This is a genomic window from Lacticaseibacillus baoqingensis (assembly GCF_003946165.1).
GTDB classification, from domain to species: domain Bacteria; phylum Bacillota; class Bacilli; order Lactobacillales; family Lactobacillaceae; genus Lacticaseibacillus; species Lacticaseibacillus baoqingensis.
Map to the genome: position 1 here is coordinate 1 of NZ_RHOI01000027.1, position 17,387 is coordinate 17,387.

The 17,387-nt window shown below is 52.5% G+C and carries 17 protein-coding genes; 4 read left to right on the forward strand and 13 right to left on the reverse strand.

Going from position 1 to position 17,387, the window contains the following annotated elements; translation table 11 throughout:
* Window positions 1-109 precede the first annotated feature (109 nt).
* From EKM91_RS10375 to EKM91_RS10385, 3 genes are read right to left on the reverse strand one after another with little or no spacing between them, the layout of a single operon-like run.
* Entirely contained in the window at window positions 110-850 is a 741-nt protein-coding gene (locus tag EKM91_RS10375; RefSeq protein WP_125753785.1) for an ABC transporter permease, read from the reverse strand.
* Entirely contained in the window at window positions 838-1,563 is a 726-nt protein-coding gene (locus tag EKM91_RS10380) for an ABC transporter ATP-binding protein (RefSeq protein WP_125753788.1), read from the reverse strand. The genes EKM91_RS10375 and EKM91_RS10380 overlap by 13 nt, the downstream gene beginning before the upstream one ends.
* Entirely contained in the window at window positions 1,563-2,516 is a 954-nt protein-coding gene (locus EKM91_RS10385; protein ID WP_125753791.1) for an ABC transporter substrate-binding protein, read from the reverse strand. Before EKM91_RS10385 ends, EKM91_RS10380 begins: the two co-directional genes overlap by 1 nt.
* Window positions 2,517-2,743: 227 nt before the next feature.
* On the opposite strand from EKM91_RS10385, the gene EKM91_RS10390 reads away from it, so the two are divergent.
* Genes EKM91_RS10390 through EKM91_RS10405 form a run of 4 tightly spaced genes read left to right on the forward strand, consistent with a single transcriptional unit; the run spans window position 2,744 to window position 6,971 of the window.
* Window positions 2,744-3,544 (forward strand): (Fe-S)-binding protein, encoded by an 801-nt coding sequence (locus EKM91_RS10390; RefSeq protein WP_125753794.1) that lies wholly within the window; start codon window positions 2,744-2,746, stop codon window positions 3,542-3,544.
* Complete coding sequence (locus EKM91_RS10395; RefSeq protein WP_125753797.1) at window positions 3,525-4,997, forward strand: LutB/LldF family L-lactate oxidation iron-sulfur protein; 1,473 nt, start codon at window positions 3,525-3,527, stop codon at window positions 4,995-4,997. Before EKM91_RS10390 ends, EKM91_RS10395 begins: the two co-directional genes overlap by 20 nt.
* A gap of 31 nt (window positions 4,998-5,028) precedes the next feature.
* Complete coding sequence (locus EKM91_RS10400) at window positions 5,029-5,727, forward strand: LutC/YkgG family protein (RefSeq protein WP_125753800.1); 699 nt, start codon at window positions 5,029-5,031, stop codon at window positions 5,725-5,727.
* A 56-nt stretch (window positions 5,728-5,783) separates the two neighbouring features.
* Window positions 5,784-6,971 (forward strand): nitrate/nitrite transporter, encoded by a 1,188-nt coding sequence (locus EKM91_RS10405; RefSeq protein ID WP_125753803.1) that lies wholly within the window; start codon window positions 5,784-5,786, stop codon window positions 6,969-6,971.
* Between the two features lie 92 nt (window positions 6,972-7,063).
* On the opposite strand, the gene EKM91_RS10410 is transcribed toward EKM91_RS10405, so the two are convergent.
* From EKM91_RS10410 to EKM91_RS10455, 10 genes are all read right to left on the reverse strand, one after another.
* On the reverse strand, window positions 7,064-7,294 hold the full coding sequence (locus EKM91_RS10410) for a cytochrome b5 domain-containing protein (protein WP_125753806.1): 231 nt from the start codon (window positions 7,292-7,294) through the stop codon (window positions 7,064-7,066).
* An 88-nt stretch (window positions 7,295-7,382) separates the two neighbouring features.
* Window positions 7,383-7,619, reverse strand: coding sequence for a MoaD/ThiS family protein (locus EKM91_RS10415; RefSeq protein WP_125753808.1), 237 nt, complete (start codon window positions 7,617-7,619; stop codon window positions 7,383-7,385).
* Entirely contained in the window at window positions 7,616-8,026 is a 411-nt protein-coding gene (locus tag EKM91_RS10420) for a molybdenum cofactor biosynthesis protein MoaE (RefSeq protein WP_125753811.1), read from the reverse strand. Before EKM91_RS10420 ends, EKM91_RS10415 begins: the two co-directional genes overlap by 4 nt.
* Entirely contained in the window at window positions 8,023-9,057 is a 1,035-nt protein-coding gene (locus EKM91_RS10425) for an ABC transporter substrate-binding protein (protein ID WP_125753814.1), read from the reverse strand. Before EKM91_RS10425 ends, EKM91_RS10420 begins: the two co-directional genes overlap by 4 nt.
* The gene (locus tag EKM91_RS10430) at window positions 9,054-9,833 is read right to left on the reverse strand and encodes an ABC transporter ATP-binding protein (RefSeq protein ID WP_125753817.1); all 780 of its coding nucleotides are present in this window, start codon (window positions 9,831-9,833) and stop codon (window positions 9,054-9,056) included. Before EKM91_RS10430 ends, EKM91_RS10425 begins: the two co-directional genes overlap by 4 nt.
* A complete protein-coding gene (locus EKM91_RS10435) occupies window positions 9,823-10,791 on the reverse strand; it encodes a FecCD family ABC transporter permease (protein ID WP_225419498.1) in 969 nt (322 codons plus the stop codon). Before EKM91_RS10435 ends, EKM91_RS10430 begins: the two co-directional genes overlap by 11 nt.
* Before the next feature lie 2 nt (window positions 10,792-10,793).
* Window positions 10,794-11,489: a respiratory nitrate reductase subunit gamma gene (gene narI, locus EKM91_RS10440; RefSeq protein WP_125753823.1), complete on the reverse strand. Its 696-nt coding sequence runs from the start codon at window positions 11,487-11,489 to the stop codon at window positions 10,794-10,796.
* Window positions 11,490-12,065, reverse strand: a complete 576-nt coding sequence (gene narJ / locus EKM91_RS10445) for a nitrate reductase molybdenum cofactor assembly chaperone (RefSeq protein WP_125753826.1) — start codon at window positions 12,063-12,065, stop codon at window positions 11,490-11,492.
* Entirely contained in the window at window positions 12,058-13,617 is a 1,560-nt protein-coding gene (gene narH, locus EKM91_RS10450) for a nitrate reductase subunit beta (protein ID WP_125753829.1), read from the reverse strand. Before narH ends, narJ begins: the two co-directional genes overlap by 8 nt.
* The gene (locus tag EKM91_RS10455; protein WP_125753832.1) at window positions 13,607-17,278 is read right to left on the reverse strand and encodes a nitrate reductase subunit alpha; all 3,672 of its coding nucleotides are present in this window, start codon (window positions 17,276-17,278) and stop codon (window positions 13,607-13,609) included. Before EKM91_RS10455 ends, narH begins: the two co-directional genes overlap by 11 nt.
* Window positions 17,279-17,387: the final 109 nt, after the last annotated feature.

Consider the following 17,387-nt stretch of genomic DNA (forward strand, 5'->3'; position numbering starts at 1 on the left):
GCGAAAATCTAGATCAAACTTGACCATAGTAAAACCCCCAGATTTGGATTGTTGTCCAAACCTGGGGGTTCACATCAGTTTGACCCACCGCTTTTTTGCGTTGAAATCATCATGCACTGCGGCGCCAGCGGCTGCTCCAAGCCTCTAAGGCCCCTAACGCGGCAAATAAGATAAAGGCCAACGCGGCCAAGACCACGATCCCGCCATACATGCCGAGATAGTCCAGCCGGTTCCATTCATCCATGATCAAGTAGCCGATCCCGTATTCAGTCCCATAGACTTCGGTGAAAAATAAGGTCGCGATCGCACTGCCTAATGCGATCCGCAACGCAGAAAACAAGCCGGCCAAGCTCGCCGGCCACGTCACATACCACAACGTTTGCCAACGGCTGGCGCCCATGACCGCCACGCCTTGATACACCGACGCTGGGATCTGCCGCACCGCATCCCGTACGCCGATGATCACTTGGAACACGATGATCAACGTGATCAAAATGATTTTTGAGCCATCGCCCAATCCAAACAACAGCATCACCACTGGCAATAATGCGATCTTTGGCAGCGGATAGGTCAAATAGATCAAAGGATCCAAGACTCGCCCGACACGCGGCAAACGCACGCAAGCGATGCCGATCACCACGCCTAATATTGTGGCAATCACCATACTCCAGCCAAGGCGATACAAGCTGAAGAATAAATGCCACTGCAACTGCCGTCTTGCCAACTGCGGTAAATACGCATACACCGCCCATGGGGTGGGCAAAACAGCTTGATGCACGACCAATGCGGCAACAGCCCAAGCCGCATGGATCAATACTAAGGCCACTGCGGTCATTTTTACTTTGCCCATTGTGCTGCCACCGCCTCTCTTAAATCGGCTAAGACTTGCGGATATGCAGGTGCATGCACGCGTTGGGCGCGCGGCAGATCGGCCAACGCGTTTTTCATGAGGTGCGGGTGCCCTTGTGCCAGCACGAGCAGGCGATCACTTAACACGAGCGCTTCTTCCCAATCATGAGTCACCACCAGTGTAGGCGCCGGTGTCGCTTGCCATTGCTTATCAAATAAGGCATACGCCGTTTGTTTGACCACCGGATCTAAGGCAGAAAACGCCTCATCTAATAAGAGTAATGTCGGTTGGGCAACAAACGCCCGCGCCAGCGCCACGCGCTGGCGCTGCCCGCCTGATAACGCGGCCGGATAGCGCTTGGCCAGCGGCGTTAAGCCCAACGCCTCCAGCATCGCCATGACTTGCTGATTGGCGGCAGCATGCCGCAACCGCAACGGCAGCCCAACATTAGCTGCAACCGTTAACCATGGCAATAATCCATAATCTTGTGGCACTAACGCCAGTTGCTGGCGCTGCGGATCAATCTCCTGACCGGCTAACGTTACCGTACCGGTATGCGCTTGTTGGCCGCAAATCGCGTTGATCAGCGTGGTCTTTCCCACTCCAGACGGGCCCAACACCGCTAAGATCTCCTGAGGGCCAACGGTGAACGTGACGTCTTCAAGGATCTGCTGATGCGCATACGCAACGCCTAAATGGCTCACCGTTAACATTATTGCACCTGAAGTTGATAGTCGCTGGCGTCGACTGCTTGTTTCAAGATGCCGGTTTGATGCGCATACGCAAAGGCTTGCTTCAATGTCTTCGTCGGTACCGCTTGAGCTGCTTGGTAATGCGGCAGTTGATATGCAGCTGCGATTTTTGCTGGGAAGCCGAGCTGCTTGGTCAACAAGGCTTGATAATCGCTGGCATGATGCTTGTTGATCGTTTTGACCGCTTGATCATAGGCCTGGTAGAAGCGCTTCATCACGGCTTGGTTTTGACCTAATGCGCGGTCGACTGCCAACAAGGTGGTTTGATACTGGGCCGGATCGCTTTGAGCGATCACCTTCAGCCCTTGGGCCTTAGCCATGCTCAAAAACGGGTCCGGTAAGATCGTCGCTGCCGCTTGTTTGTTAGCGACTAATTGCAAGCGTACTGGGATCGCAGCAACTTCTTTGATCGCAACGTCAGTGTCTTTGAGGCCAGCTTTTGCCAGTTGCTGGTCCAAATAAAACGTCGGCGTCTGCCGCGGCATGGTCGCGATCGCTTGGCCTTTCAAATCGGCAACCGATTTGACGTTGTCGGCACTAGTCACGATCCCAAAATAGCCAGTCAAAGCCGTCGCACTTTTGAAGCCTAACTGCCCGTTGACATAAGTACTCAATGCCACCGCATCACTGACCGCAGCATCCAATTGGCCGCCGGCGATCGCGGCGTCACGTTCTTTGGGTGACTTAAACGCCGTCAGCTTAACGTTGAGGTGGTGCTTTTTGAAGTATCCGGCTTGCTGGGCCACATAAAGCGGCAAGGAATCTGGTGCTGCCATGGTGCCGATGCGGATCGTTGCCGATTTCGGCGCGGCGGCACTACCGGAAGACTGCACCGCAGATTCCTTCGGGGCACACGCCACCAACACACTGCCCAATACCGCTAACCCAAATCCCAATACCCAATGCTTCTTCATCTTTTGACCTCCATAATCACTAAACTTGATGTCTGCTTTTTACCATACCCGCTTGCTTTGGGACTGGCAAGCCCAAAAAATATGCCTTTTTTAAAAACATTTTTTGGTTTCATTATAATTGAGCAAGGGAAAACCCCAATTGTTTGCAAACGCCCTCATTCTTGTGATTTTTTGACGTACAATAAAAATAAGTACTGCTTTAGATTTTGACATTGGAGGTGGCAATCGTGAAAGTAGCAATTTTTTCCACTTGTATCATCGACCTCTTGTTTCCTAACGTTGGGGCGGCGATGGTCGAGGTGCTCGAGCGCTTCGGCTGTGAAACGACCTTGCCTGTCAAACAGATCTGTTGCGGGCAGCCGACGTTCAACTCTGGGTATGTCAAGGAAACCCAAAAGGTCATGCATAACGAAGTCGATGCCTTGCTAGGCGTCGATGCCGATTATATTGTCGGGCCTGCTGGGTCTTGTGTCGCCATGCTCAAAGAATATCCAGAACACCTTAAAGATGATCCTGAATATGCGGCTAAAGCACAAGCACTTGCGGATAAGACCTACGAATTTTCCCAATTTGTTTATCGGATCTTGCATGTGGCCGATGCCGGGGCGCGTTTAGACGCTACGGCGACGTATCACCGTTCCTGCCATATGACGCGGCTGTTAGGGGAACGCACCGCGCCGTTTGAGCTGCTCAAGCATGTGCAAGGCTTGACGATGGTGCCATTGCCGCATCTGGAAAACTGCTGCGGGTTTGGCGGCATGTTTTCAGTCAAGGAACCGGAAATCTCGCGGCAAATGGTGGATGAAAAAGTCGACTCGGTCCTTTCGACCAAAGCAGAAATCTTGATCTCATGTGACCAAGCCTGCTTGATGAACATCGTCGGCCGCTTCAATCGCCGCGGTGAGCATATCAAGGTGATGCATTTGGCTGAAGTATTGAATAGCAATGTTGATATGGATCGGGTCCAGTACATCGATGACGCCGATCTGGTACCTGGAGGTGGAACTTATGCCAATCAAAACCAGTGATCATCCCTTTTTGACGCGGCTGGCAGAATCAGAAGCCGATCCGTTCATGCAAGCGGCCGTTGCCAAAGCACAAGACGCGCAGTGGGACAAACGTACTGCCGCGCGGCAAGATCTCGGCAATTGGGCCCAGTGGCGGGAATTGGCGGAACAGATCCGCCAACACGTGGTACGCTATTTGCCCGATTATCTAGAAGAATTTGCCGATAATGTCGAAGCCCGCGGCGGCCATGTCTTCTTTGCCAAGACGGATGACGAAGCCGCCAACTACATCAAACAGATCGCCATCGATAAAGGCGCCCAGCATGTGGTCAAATCCAAGTCGATGGTCACCACTGAAATCGATTTAGATAAGAAGCTCTTGGAGATCCCAGGCATGTCGGTATTAGAATCTGATCTGGCAGAATTCATCCTGGAAGAAGATGACTTCGATGAGCCAACCCATATCGTCTTCCCGACGCTGCACAAAAACCGCGATCAGATCCGTACGATTTTCCATGATAAACTCGGCTATGACGGCGATAATGACCCGCAGCATTTGGCGCGCTTTGCGCGTAAATATCTGCGCGCGTCCTTCTTACAAGCGGATCTCGGGGTAACGGGCTGCAACTTTGCGATCGCTGATTCCGGGTTGATCAACTTAGTCACCAATGAAGGGAATGCGGATCTGGTCATGGCGATCCCCAAGACGCAAGTGGTCGTCATGGGGATGGAGCGGCTAGTGCCGAGCTTGAAAGAAGCGGAAGTCTTAGACCAAATGCTTTCCCGCTCTGCCGTTGGGCAAAAGCTCACCAGTTATGCTACTTTTGCTGGTCGGCAAGTTGACGGTGAAAGCGACGGCCCAGAAGATTTCTATGTCGTGATCGTGGATAACGGCCGCAGCAATGCCTTAGGCGGCGACTTTGAAGCCGTTTTGCAATGCATCCGGTGCGGGGCATGTTTGAACGTTTGCCCGGTTTATCGCCACATTGGCGGACATGGTTACGGCTCGATTTATCCTGGCCCAATCGGTGCGGTTTTATCTCCGGTACTGCGCGGCTATCAAGAGTTTGGCGATTTGCCATTTGCTTCCAGCCTCTGCGGGGCTTGCAGCGAAACTTGTCCGGTGAAGATCCCGTTGCATAAGCTTTTGATTAAGCATCGGGAAGTCATGGAAAACCAGCTCCATATGGATCATTCGTTCAACAATGTCTTGATGAAAGGCATCGGCGTTGCCACTGGGACCCCGGCGATGTTCCGCATGGCCATGGGGGTCGACCACACCATGTTTGGCCCGCTTTCCAAAAAAGCGCCGATTTCAACGGAAAACTTCATCAATAATGGCGGCTTCGTGAAAAACGCCCCTTCGCTGGCGAAAGGCTGGACGGATGTCCGTGATTTGCCAAGGCCGCCAAAGCACACCGAAAACTTCCGGGCGTGGTTTAAAAAACACCAAAGTGAAAACAAACACGCGTAAAGACGCGCACCAATAAATAAGGAGGGATAACATGACTGAACGTGAAGCTTTTTTAGACAGCTTAGCCACAGCAGCAAAACGGCCGCGGCACCAATTACAAGATCACCCGTTTAAGCCGCTGAATGATCTGCCAGACACCACACTAGCAGATCTCAGCGCAGATGATTTATTCGCCTTAGCCGAAAAAAGCAGCGAAGCGGTGCACGTTGATTTTCAAACCACGACCAAAGCGGCCTTGCCACAAGCACTGGATGCCTTTTTAGCCGCTAAAGCAGCCAAGACGCCAATGCTGCCAACCAGCACGGCGTTTGCAGACTTTGGGTTGACAACATGGCGTGACCAACTGACGCCTCAGCCCAGCTTTTGGGTGCCCAACGCCGGCCGCGAAGCCAACATCGACACGGCGAGCCACGCGGATGCGGCGATCGGTTTTGCCGATTATCTGCTTGCAGAATCCGGCACGATCACCGTCGCCACCACCCCTGGCCAAGGCCGCGCATTCCATTTCTTACCGACCCACTACCTTGCCGTGATCAAAAAAAGCCACATCTTGAGCCGGTCGCGCCAGGCGATGTATCGCTATGAAAAAGCGTTTGCCGATGGCAGTTTAAAGACTTCCAATATCAATTTCATCACGGGACCATCTAATTCTGGTGATATTGAAATGGTCTTGATCGTCGGCGTCCATGGGCCGTTGGATATGACGTATCTCGTCGTTGAAGATATGTGACCCAGACCAGTCAACATTTGTAAGCACAGCATCAATGATTCGGGGGAGGCACTTTTATGACAACAGCAGACACGCCGCATGGGCGCTTTAACGCGACCATGGCGTTGATCATGGGAACGTTGGCAATGATGGGCTGCTTCATGGCTTGGTCCAGTTTTGCACCGTTAGCCGCGCAGATTGCTAAGACTTTTTCGCTTTCGGTTTCACAGCGCACCTTGTTGCTGGCGACACCGGTTTTATTAGGCTCGATCTTGCGGATCCCAGTCGGCATCTTCTCTGATCGCTATGGCGGCAAAAAAGTCTACATCTTGTTGATGCTGTTCGTCTTGATCCCGCTGTTTTTGGTGCCGCGAGTCCACTCGTTTGGCCTGCTATTGATCGTCGCCTTGCTGCTGGGAATGAGCGGGACCTCTTTTGCTGTGGGGATCTCATATGTTTCCGTTTGGTTTCCTCCCGAACGCCAAGGCTTGGTGTTAGGCATCGCCAGTTTAGGCAACTTGGGCAATGCGATTTCCGCGCTGACCTTGCCGCGCATCGCGCAACACTGGGATTTCACCATGGTGTACAACTTCTTGATCGGCGTTTTGATCATCTTGATCGTGATTTTTGCCATTTTTTGTAAAGAGATGCCGGTCAACAAAAACAAGACCTTCAAAGACTCTTTGGCCGTTGCCAAAGATGCCAACACTTGGTATCTCTCCTTGTTTTACGCATTGACCTTCGGCTTATTCATGTCTTTTAGCAACCTCACCCCGACCATGCTGGGCGCTTTGTTCAAAATGACGCCAGTAGACGCTGGGCTGTGGGCCGCAGCTTTTGGCGCCATGTGTACCATCGTGCGGCCGATCGGCGGTATCTTGTCGGATAAATTCCGCCCGATGGCCTTGTTGCAATGGGTTTTGATCGGCATCGGCATCTTCGCGCTGGAACTCAGCGGTACCCTTGGCGCCATGCTGCCTTTTGAATTAGGCCTGGTCATGATCGGCGTGATCGCCGGGTTAGGCAACGGGATCATTTTCAAAATGGTGCCTTACGTCTCCAAAGGCAATACTGGGGCTGTGACTGGCTTTGTCGGCGCGGTCGGCGGGTTAGGCGGGTACTTCCCACCGATCTTGCTTGGCGTGATCCAACAAGCCACAGGCAGCTATACCATCGGCTTGATCTTGTTGGCGATCTTTGCCGCCTTATGCTGGTTAGTCTTATGGCGCAACTTTATCCGCGGCGGCTCTCACATCGTGCAATAGCACCGCTTTTAGCGCATTAAAACAGGGATATGACGATGTCATATCCCTGTTTTAATGTTGCGGTGACAAAAGGGTCAGTCGATTGCTGCAAGTTATGCCAACACGCCAACGCGCGGCAGCTTTGCCAAGACCCCTTTGCCATGCGGCGACTTTAAAATTGCTTGGGAAGCATCCCCGCCAGCCGTGTTGCCGTGATGCTTGCCGCCAGCCCAAGGGCCGACGTTTGAGACGTCATAAACAACGCCGTCAACGGCCACATAAGCGGCCCGCCCGTCTTGGCCATCATATTGCTTCAATTCGTCTAAGGTGAAAGTTTTATCCATATGTGATCTGCCTCCTTAACCTGAGCAACGTTACATCCGGTTCAAGCATACGCTTTGCATTGTGCACAATGCAACCCCTGCCAGCGATTCAACCGCCAGAAACCGGCGGGATCAAGGCGACTTCGGCGGCGGCATCAATCTGCTGATCGGCAGTGGCATAATCTTGATCGACTGCAACGACACTTTGAGCGATCAAAGCGGCATATTTAGGATATGCCGCCGCCAAGGCAGTTTTGATCGCATCAGCAGTCGTCGGGGTAGTCACCGCAATGGTTACTTGCGCTCCGAGCGCTTCAGCTAATAATGAAAATAATTGGATGTTCAATCTTCAAGCCCCCCAAAACGGATCTTATCCGTATCATATTCTTTCTTCCAGATCGGTACGGTTTGCTTCAACCGATCGATCAAGTCCCGACACGCCGCAAATGCTTCGGCGCGATGCGGCGCCGCGACGCCGATAAATACGGCCAAATCGCCTAATTCAAGGTGGCCGATACGGTGCACCATCGTGACTTCAAAACCTTGCGCCAAGTATGGCGCCGCCAGCTTTTGCATTTCTTTAACGGCCATCGGCACATAAGCGGAATAATCGATCGCCGTGGTTTCAATCTCACCGGTCATTTGCCGTACGGTACCGATGAAGATATCGATGCCGCCATATTGCGGCGCCATCAGTGTTTGCATCAGCACCGCGGCATCTAGCGGCTGGTGCGTGATCGCAATATGCGTCATGATTTTTTCACCGCCTTTCCTGCAAGGATCGCGTGAATCTGCTTGGTGGAAAACTGCTGGTCAAAGAATCGTTGATAAAACGCCTTGGCTTTAGCGGTGAGCGCCACCTGTTGGGTCAATTCTGGATGCAGGCGCTTAGCCGCCCACCAGATCTGTAAGTCGGCTTCAGCACTATAGCGGTCCCATGCAAATAAACCGCTGGGATTGCCATAGACTTTTTGATGTTTAACGGCAGTGAGGTGTTTGAAGCGAGCGTCTTTTTGAAAAGCAGCCAAGGCTTTAGCCGTAGTGGTACTGCCGACGATGATCACTTCCGGATCGGCTTTGATGATCGCCTCTGGTGTCACATCGCGCATATTGCCTGCTTCTTGCACCGCGTTTTGGCCGCCAGCGATCTTGATCCATTCATCTGGGATGGTCTTGGTGCCATCAACTTTGGTCAAGTCAGCCAACCCGACCACATGGAGCACAGTGGGCCTGGTTTTAGCTGCTGCCGTGAGCGCTTGGACGCGCTTGATGTCTTGTTTGAACTGTTGATTATAGCTTTTGGCTTTAGCTTTGGCGGCTTTGGTATTGAGCAGATCAGCCGTCAAGGTGATGCTTTGTTGCATGTCAGGTAACGTTTGAAACATCGCGTTGACTGTCGGCAGTTTGGCTTTGCGCAGCGTTGTGACTTGCGCCGGATCAGCCGAGATCACCACTTGCGGCGCCGCTTTGAGCAAGGTTTCGAGCTGTACGTCACTGCCGGCAAACGGCACCGCCTGATTTTTGAGCGTCGGGTACAAACTAGTCAGCAGCGCGTTATCATGGATCAGCTTCGTCGTGGCGACGATTTTATCCGCGCCGCCAAGCATCGCCACGATCGGATTGGAGGCGTGCCACAGATCCGCGACTTTAGTCACTTTAGTCGGTACCTTCACGGCTCGGCCGGTCATATCAACGACCGTATGCGTTTGAGCGGCCACCACCCCACCAGGCGTAAGGCCAAAGCCGGCGACACAAGCGGCCAATAATAGGAATCGTTTCATCATGACGGATCTACTCCTTTGATCAAATACACAGGGCGTTGGCCATGCCAAACGGCATCGATCGGCGTTTGATATAAGGCTTCTAATCGGGCCGCACTGAGCTGACTGACAGTGATTTGTTCCAGGTGCTGCGCCTGCAAGATCGCGATCGAATCAGCGATCAAAGTGGCTTGGTTGGGATCATGGGTGGTGACGATGATGGTTTTGCCATCGTGTTTGAGTGACTGCAGCAAGCGCAGCACAAGCGCTTGATTTTTTAGATCTAACGCCGCCGTCGGTTCATCCAATACCAATATTTGGGCCGCTTGGACCAGTGCTGCGGCGATCATCACCAGCTGTTTTTGCCCGCCAGACAGCGTCGCCAAACTTAACGGCGCCAATTGGCTTTGTCCGACTCGCGCCAGCGCTTGTGCCACACATTGGCGATCGGCTGCATCTGGTTGACCAAACAAGCCATGCTGGCTGACCCGCCCTAAGAGCAAATAATCTTGCACGCTCAGCGTACTGCCGCGCCCCCCAGTTTGTGCTACGACCGCCAAGCGCGCAGCGCGCTGGCGGGCATTTAAGCTGGCCAGATCCACCCCAGCGATACACACCTGACCGCTAAGCGGCTGCAAACGGCCAGTCAAACAGCCTAACAGGGTGCTTTTGCCGATACCATTGGGCCCTAACAACACCAAGATATGCCCTTGAGGCACCTGCAGCTGGGCTTGGGTAAATAAGGCGGGCCGATGGGGATAAGCAAACGCGAGGTTTTTCGCGGTCAATTCATAATCCAAGCGGCTGCCTCCTTAATAAAATCACGATCAATACTGGTACGCCGATGAAACCGGTGATGATACTTAACGGGATATCGTTGACGGACACACTGCGCGCAAACGTATCTGCCGTCAACAACACCGTCGCGCCAATCACTGCAGTCAGCGGCAAGACTCGGCGATTATCACTGCCGACAAAGCTCCGTGCCAAATGCGGCACGACTAGCCCTACCCAGCCGACTTCACCACACAAGCACACCGAAGCTGCGGTCAATAACGTCGCTGCTACCACCATCGCGTTGCGGTTGGCCCGCGGCGACAACCCTAAAGCGACGATCGCATCATCATCTAAAGTCAAGGCATTCAAGCGCCAGCGCGCCGCCAGCAAGAACCCGCCTGCCAATGATAACACCGGCGCGATCACGGTCAGCGCGGTTTGGTCGACTTTAGCAAAACTACCTAATTCCCAAAAAACGATGCTTTGCAACTGATCTTGCGGATCGGCGATGTATTTGATCAAGCCCAAGCAGCTGGTCGCTAACCCACCGGCGATCATCCCTGCTAAGACTAAGTTCAGCGTCTGCTTTTGCGGCAGCAACCGACTCAATGTCAGCGTCAAGCTGACCGTGGCTAAGCCGCTGATAAAGGCACACCCTTCAACAGCCCATAGCGGCCAGCCGCACAAAATGGCAAAGGCCGCCCCGACACTTGCGCCGGTGGCGACCCCCAAGACATTCGGACTAGCTAAGCCGTTAGCAAACACCGCTTGATACGTCGCCCCGGCCATGCTCAAGCCAGCGCCGACTAACACCACCGCCACCAAGCGCACCACTCGCAGCGCCACGACCATGCCTGCTGGGGTTTGGGTGTGACCAAGCGCCTGCAGCACTTGACTGGGCGTTAAGGCATAATTACCCACGCAAATCGCCACGCCGCAAACGAGCACTAATAAGGCTAGCGCGATACCCATTTTGCGCATCATCAAGCACCGATCCGCGGCTTGCGCCGATAGACGATAAAACGCCGGTAGAGGTATTGATAAGGCAGCGCGATCGCATGGATCAAGCGGGTATACGGGAAGAACATGAAGATCAAAAAGCCGACGAAGACATGGATCTTAAACAGCGTCGGCACATTGAGCATCAAATGCCAATCCGGCTGCAAGACCCAGATCTGGCGAAACCAGATCGCAATGCTGGTGCGATAGTTGAAACTCGGATTGAGCGGCCCAGCGATAAAACTCGACGCCATCCCCAGCAGCATCTCAGTCAACAAGCTCAAGTTCACGATCAGATCTGACAAACTGCTCATCGCAAACACCCGCTTGTTGGTGAAGCGCCGGTAAGTCAATACGAACATCCCCACTAACGCCAACACCCCGGCGATGCCACCCATGACCATCGCAAACAGGTGATATTGCTCATTGGTGATCCCGAAGGCATCTGTCCAGGCTTTAGGAATAATGATCCCCGCCACATGCCCGAAAAACACCATGATGATCCCGACATGAAAACAAATCGAGCCGATGATCAGCAGCTTGCGTTCCATCAGCTCACTAGATTTTGCCGTGATCTGATAAGGAAACCACTTAAAGCGCACGATGATCCCGATGAAAAAAGAGGCTAGCGCCAAATATGGATAGATCGTCCATAAGAAAAACTGTAATCCCTGCCCCATTTAGCTTACCCCCTTGGCCGCCGGCGCCAGGCAATCTTTAAACTCGGCACGCACCAGCGCCACCAAGCGAAAATACGGATCAGCCGCAGCGACTGCTGCGCGTTTGAGCAATTCATGCGTCCCATCTTCGATCACCGCAAACAACAAGGACAGATCTTGCTGGCGGGCATCTGTTTGCCAATCCGAATACGCCAAAAATTCCAGCATCAGCGGCAGATAATCCGGCAATTCAGTACCTTGCACCCGCACGCCAAACATCTCATACAACATTTTCAATCGCGCCAGCACTTGGCCGCGTTCCCGCGAGTCCGTGAGCTTGTAATAGGTCATATAAAGTGTGTAGCGATTATTCAACTCAAACAAGCCGACATAATGCGTCTGCAACTCTGCCAACGACTCTTGCTGCAGCTCGGCCAACAACGCCAACAGCGCCGTTTTGTGCGCAGTTGGGGCATAGTCTTGTTGCAACCCGGCAGTAAAGGCCGGTGTCAACAATTCTGCCGTGGGATAATCGAGCAAGCGGCTCAAATAAGTGAATCCGGTTTTGACAGTATCGAGCTTTTGAATATTAATCACGCCAGATCCCCCCATAAAAACTTTCTGCATAGATCTGCTGACTCGACATCCCCGCTTTGTATTCCTTGAACATGCTGCCATGCGCTGGGGCTAAAGCACACCCATTGCATTCCTCGAAACCTAAGCCGCCAGCTTCTTGCGCCACTGGTTCAACGTTTTCTTTTTTGGCTTTAGGGATCACGAAGCGGTCTTCATACTTAGCGATCGCCAACAACCGATACAAACTGGTGGCGCGCTTTGCATCTAAGCCGACACGTTCTAGTTTAGCGGCGTCAAACGGCTTGCCTGACGTTTGCGCCCGCATGAACAAGCGCATCATCGCCAGCTTGTATAACGCTTGCTTGATCACTGCCACATTGCCGCCTGTTAGCAAGCTGGCCAAGTACTCAACAGGAATGCGCATTTCATCGATCGCTGGGAAAATCAATTCAGGATACTTGATCGAGTTTTTGCCTTCAAAATAATTCATGATCGGGCTCAAAGGCGGCACATACCAGACCATTGGCATCGTGCGGTATTCTGGATGCAATGGGAAGGCGATCTTTTCTTCAACCGCCATCTTATAAACCGGCGAGTGTTGGGCGCAATGCAAGGTCTCTTCATCAACGCCGTCAGCCAATGCTTGGGCGATGACTGCTGGATCATTAGGATCGAGAAACAAGTCAAGCTGCCGCTGGTAAAGTTTAGTTTCGTCGGGTTCGCTAGCAGCTTCAGCCACTTTATCAGCATCATACAAGATCACACCGATATAGCGAATGCGGCCGACACAAGTTTCTGAGCAGACGGTAGGCAAGCCTTCTTCGATCCGGGGATAACAAAATGTGCACTTTTCCGCTTTATTGGTCTTCCAGTTGAAGTAGACCTTCTTGTACGGGCAGCCAGTCATACAAAAACGCCAGCCGCGGCAACGTTCTTGATCTACTAAGACAATGCCGTCTTCGTCACGTTTGTACATGGCCCCACTAGGACAACTCGCCACACATGCCGCATTCAGGCAGTGTTCGCACAACCGCGGCAGATACATCATGAAGGTTTTTTCAAAGTTGCCTTTGATGTCCGCTTCAATATCAGTCATGTTTGGATCTTCACTGAAACTGCGATCAGACCCGGCTAGATCATCATCCCAATTAGGCCCGTTGGTCAGGTCCATATACTCACCAGTGATCTGTGACTTAGCCCGCGCAACCGGTTGATGCTTCGATGCTTTGCCAAAAAGGGTTTGGTAATCATAAGTCCATGGTTCGTAATAATCATCCAGTTGCGGCATATCCGGATTGTAAAAGATCTTCAACAACGAGACCTTATTGAACTTTCCGCCGGCGCGCAGGGTCAACTTGCCTTTTTTGGTTAACGTCCAGCCCCCTTTATAATGGCTTTGGTCTTCCCATTGCTGGGGATAGCCGACCCCAGGCCGCGTCTCCACGTTATTGAACCACATGTATTCAGCGCCAGGCCGATTGGTCCAAGTCTGCTTACATGTGACACTGCAAGTATGACACCCGATACACTTATCGAGGTTTAAGACCATTGAGATCTGTGCTTTAACTTTCATGCCATTTCACCTCGTTTAACTTCCGCACGTTGACATACAAGTCCCGCTGATTGCCGATCGGCCCATAGTAGTTGAACCCATAACTCAGCTGGGCGTAGCCGCCGACCATTTGCGTGGGCTTGATATGGATCTGCGTCGGCGCGTTATGCGACCCGCCGCGATTGCCGGTGATCGATGATAACGGCTCTTGGATCTCCATGTCTTGCGCGTGATACATATACAAAGAGCCATCAGGCATCCGCTGAGATACCACTGCCCGAGCGGTGACGACCCCGTTTTTGTTATATAACTCGACCCAATCATTATCTGCAACATGGATCTTGGCCGCATCGGCTGGCGATAGCCATACGGTCGGGCCACCGCGAAACAGCGTCAGCATGTACAAATTATCTTGATACGTGGTGTGGATGTTCCACTTGCCATGCGGTGTCATATAACGCAAGGTGATCTCTTCGGCGGCCGGCGTCACTTGGACATCGCTTGGCCCCAGTACTGTTGGCGGCAAAGTCGGCTTGAACGTGGCCAATTCTTCGCCATATTCTTCAAAGATCTCGTGATCGATGAAGAATTGTTGCCGCCCGGTCAGCGTGCGAAACGGAATATTGCGCTCGATATTGACAGAAAAAGGACTGTAGCGGTCACCATCATGCTTGCTGCTGGTCCCTAACGGCGTCGGGATGGCTTCACTAGGCTGGATGGTGATCGACTTAAAGGTCATTTGCTTTTCCCTTAAGCCGCTGGCGATATCGGCAAGTTTTTCCCCGGTGATCGCTTCGGCATTGGCCCAAGCTTTAGTCGCGACATGGCCATTCGAGGCACTAGATAAGTGCAAGATCGCTTCAGCGACTTTTTGATCTTCATCCAACCGCGGCATCCCTGACTCGATCCCGCTGGTGTAGGTCCCATTGATGTCTTTGAGTTCGGCATACTCATCTTTGACGCTATAGTGATAGCCGTTGCCGCCCACGTTGCCGCCGGCATTTGGGCCTAAGGCGATGTAGCGGTCATAGATCGTCGTATAATCGCGCTCGACCAAACTCAAGCTCGGCATCGTCTTGCCTGGGATCGGTTCGCATTCACCTTTCTTCCAGTCTTTGATCTCGCCATTAGGCTGCGCCATTTCATTAGGCGTATCATGGCCGATCGGCTGGGTCTTCAAGTCGTAATGCTTGCCAGGAAAGTATTGTTTTGCCAGCGTAGAAAAGGTCTTGGCGATTTGTTTGAACGCTTGCCAATCAGAGCGGGATTCCCATTGCGGATCAACAGCCTTGTTGAATGGATGGATATACGGATGCATATCGGTTGAGGACAAGTCTTCTTTTTCATACCAAGTAGCCGCAGGCAACACGATGTCAGAATAAAGCGGGGTCGTGACCATCCGAAAATCAAAGGCGATGGCAAGATCCAGCTTGCCATCCACTGGCGCTTCGGTCCATTGCATATCTTGCGGCTTGAAGCGCTCGCTTTGCTTGGCCAGTAAGCCGTTTTCTGCTCCCAGCAAGTGGCGCATGAAGTATTCTTGCCCTTTGCCTGATGACGCAAATAAGTTCGACCGCCAGATGAACATCCCCTTCGGCTGATTTTGCTCAGCATCAGGCGCTTCAGCAGCAAAATGCAAGGTCCCTGCTTTTAACTCAGCCACGACTTTGGCTTTGATCGTATCCAGATCGGTGGTGTCATAGTCTTTGGTAAAGCTTAAGTTGCTGCGATCAAACTGCGGGTAACTCGGCATCCAGCCTAACCGGATCGCCATTTGCTGGTAATCCGCCGGGTGCTTATAAGCATGCGGGCTTTGGCGGATCGGGGATTTCAATCCTTCGTTATCCAGCTCGTCATACTTCCATTGGTCAGACGCGAAATAAAAGAAACTGGTCCCTTGCATCTGCCGCGCACCACCAGGCTGCCAGTCATTGGCAAAGGCGATAGTGGACCAGCCTTCTGCCGGGCGCAGCTTTTCTTGACCGACATAATGCGCCCAACCGCCGCCTTGTACCCCGATACAACCAGTCAGCATCAACATGTTGATCACCGCGCGATAAGTCATGTCCGAGTTGAACCAATGGTTGATCCCGGCGCCAACGATGATCATCGCTTTGCCATGTGTGTCTGCAGCTGTTTGGGCAAATTCACGTGCAATTTGGACCACCAGATCCGCACGCACACTGGTCACATTTTCTTGCCAAGCCGGCGTGAAGGGACTCGTGGCATCCATGGCATCATCGGCGGCATAAGGATCGCCCGGGATCCGCGCGATCCCGTATTGGGCCATCATCAAGTCATACACCGTCGTCACCAGCTGCTCGCTGCCATCTGCTAAGGTGACGGTCTTCACCGGCACGGTCCGTTGATAAACAGATGCCCCTTGCTCCGAAAATCCTGGCATATCGATCACTGCGGTGCGCCCATTTTCAACTAATACCGACAGTTGCGGCGCGATGGTATGGCCATCTGCGGCGGTCAGATCCAAGCGCCACTTTTGATTTTGATCATAGCGCTGCCCGATCGTACCATTTGGGGCGATCAAGCGGCCATCTGTTTCATCAAAAACCAGCGGCTGCCACTCACCGTTAGCAACGGTTTGGCCCAAGTCAGCGGCGCGCAAGAAACGTCCAGACACCACATGATCCGCATGTTTTAAGCTCGGTTTCAGCGTGATCACAAATGGCAGATCCGTGAAGCGCTTGGCGTAGTCGATGAAATACGGCACCTGCTGCTTATGGTAATAGTCGTTCAAGATCACATAGGTAAACCCTTGTGCCAAAGCGGCATCAGAGCCTGGGTGCGGCGCCAGCCAATTATCAGCAAACTTAACGTTTTCGGCATAATCAGGGCTGATGGCCACGACCTTGGTGCCTTTGTAGCGGGCTTCAACCATGAAGTGCGCATCCGGGGTCCGTGTCAATGGCACATTTGACCCCCACATCATCAAGTACTGGCTGTTATACCAATCAGCGGACTCAGGGACGTCGGTTTGTTCACCCCAAACTTGTGGTGAAGCTGGCGGCAGATCCGCATACCAGTCATAAAATGACAGCATTTCCCCACCAAGCATGGAGATAAACCGCGCCCCAGACGCATAGCTCAACATCGACATTGCCGGGATTGGGCTGAAGCCGGCGATACGGTCCGGCCCATATTCGCGGATCGTGTACAACAACATCGCTGCGATCAGCTCACTAGCTTCTTCCCAATGCACGCGGATCAAACCGCCATGCCCACGCTGAGACTTGTACTGTTTAGCTTTGGCCGGATCTTCGACGATACTGCCCCAATCATCCAATAAGTTGGGATGCGCTTTTTTAGCGGTTTGCCATAACTGCCACAAACTGTCGCGCACATAAGGATACTTGATGCGCAACGGGCTATATTCATACCACGAAAAGCTTGCTCCGCGCGGACACCCGCGCGGCTCAAAATCAGGCATATTCGGACCGCACGACGGATAATCTGTCGCTTGATGTTCCCAAGTGACGACACCTTGTTTGACGAAGACATTCCAAGAACATGACCCGGTACAATTGACCCCGTGGGTCGTCCGCACCACTTTATCATGCGCCCAACGTTCTTTATACAGCTTTTCCCAACGGCGGGAATGCTCTTCCAGTTGGGTGAACGTCCCATTGAACTTCTCAACGGATCTAAAAAATTTAGATTTCAGCATAAGCCCCACTATCCTTTTTCTTGTCGAAATTCCACCTAATGTTAAGACTATCACAATGGTTATCAAAAAAAGGTTAGGCATTTCCCTAATCTTGATTTATGTCGCTGGC

What these genes read in the sequence shown, in the direction of transcription:
- EKM91_RS10375 (WP_125753785.1), bottom strand. Translation starts at nt 850, where the DNA reads ATGGGCAAAGTAAAAATGACCGCAGTGGCCTTAGTATTGATCCATGCG.
- EKM91_RS10380 (WP_125753788.1), bottom strand. Translation starts at nt 1,563, where the DNA reads ATGTTAACGGTGAGCCATTTAGGCGTTGCGTATGCGCATCAGCAGATC.
- EKM91_RS10385 (WP_125753791.1), bottom strand. Translation starts at nt 2,516, where the DNA reads ATGAAGAAGCATTGGGTATTGGGATTTGGGTTAGCGGTATTGGGCAGT.
- EKM91_RS10395 (WP_125753797.1), top strand. Translation starts at nt 3,525, where the DNA reads ATGCCAATCAAAACCAGTGATCATCCCTTTTTGACGCGGCTGGCAGAA.
- EKM91_RS10400 (WP_125753800.1), top strand. Translation starts at nt 5,029, where the DNA reads ATGACTGAACGTGAAGCTTTTTTAGACAGCTTAGCCACAGCAGCAAAA.
- EKM91_RS10405 (WP_125753803.1), top strand. Translation starts at nt 5,784, where the DNA reads ATGACAACAGCAGACACGCCGCATGGGCGCTTTAACGCGACCATGGCG.
- EKM91_RS10410 (WP_125753806.1), bottom strand. Translation starts at nt 7,294, where the DNA reads ATGGATAAAACTTTCACCTTAGACGAATTGAAGCAATATGATGGCCAA.
- EKM91_RS10420 (WP_125753811.1), bottom strand. Translation starts at nt 8,026, where the DNA reads ATGACGCATATTGCGATCACGCACCAGCCGCTAGATGCCGCGGTGCTG.
- EKM91_RS10425 (WP_125753814.1), bottom strand. Translation starts at nt 9,057, where the DNA reads ATGATGAAACGATTCCTATTATTGGCCGCTTGTGTCGCCGGCTTTGGC.
- EKM91_RS10435 (WP_225419498.1), bottom strand. Translation starts at nt 10,791, where the DNA reads ATGCGCAAAATGGGTATCGCGCTAGCCTTATTAGTGCTCGTTTGCGGC.
- narI (WP_125753823.1), bottom strand. Translation starts at nt 11,489, where the DNA reads ATGGGGCAGGGATTACAGTTTTTCTTATGGACGATCTATCCATATTTG.
- narH (WP_125753829.1), bottom strand. Translation starts at nt 13,617, where the DNA reads ATGAAAGTTAAAGCACAGATCTCAATGGTCTTAAACCTCGATAAGTGT.
- EKM91_RS10455 (WP_125753832.1), bottom strand. Translation starts at nt 17,278, where the DNA reads ATGCTGAAATCTAAATTTTTTAGATCCGTTGAGAAGTTCAATGGGACG.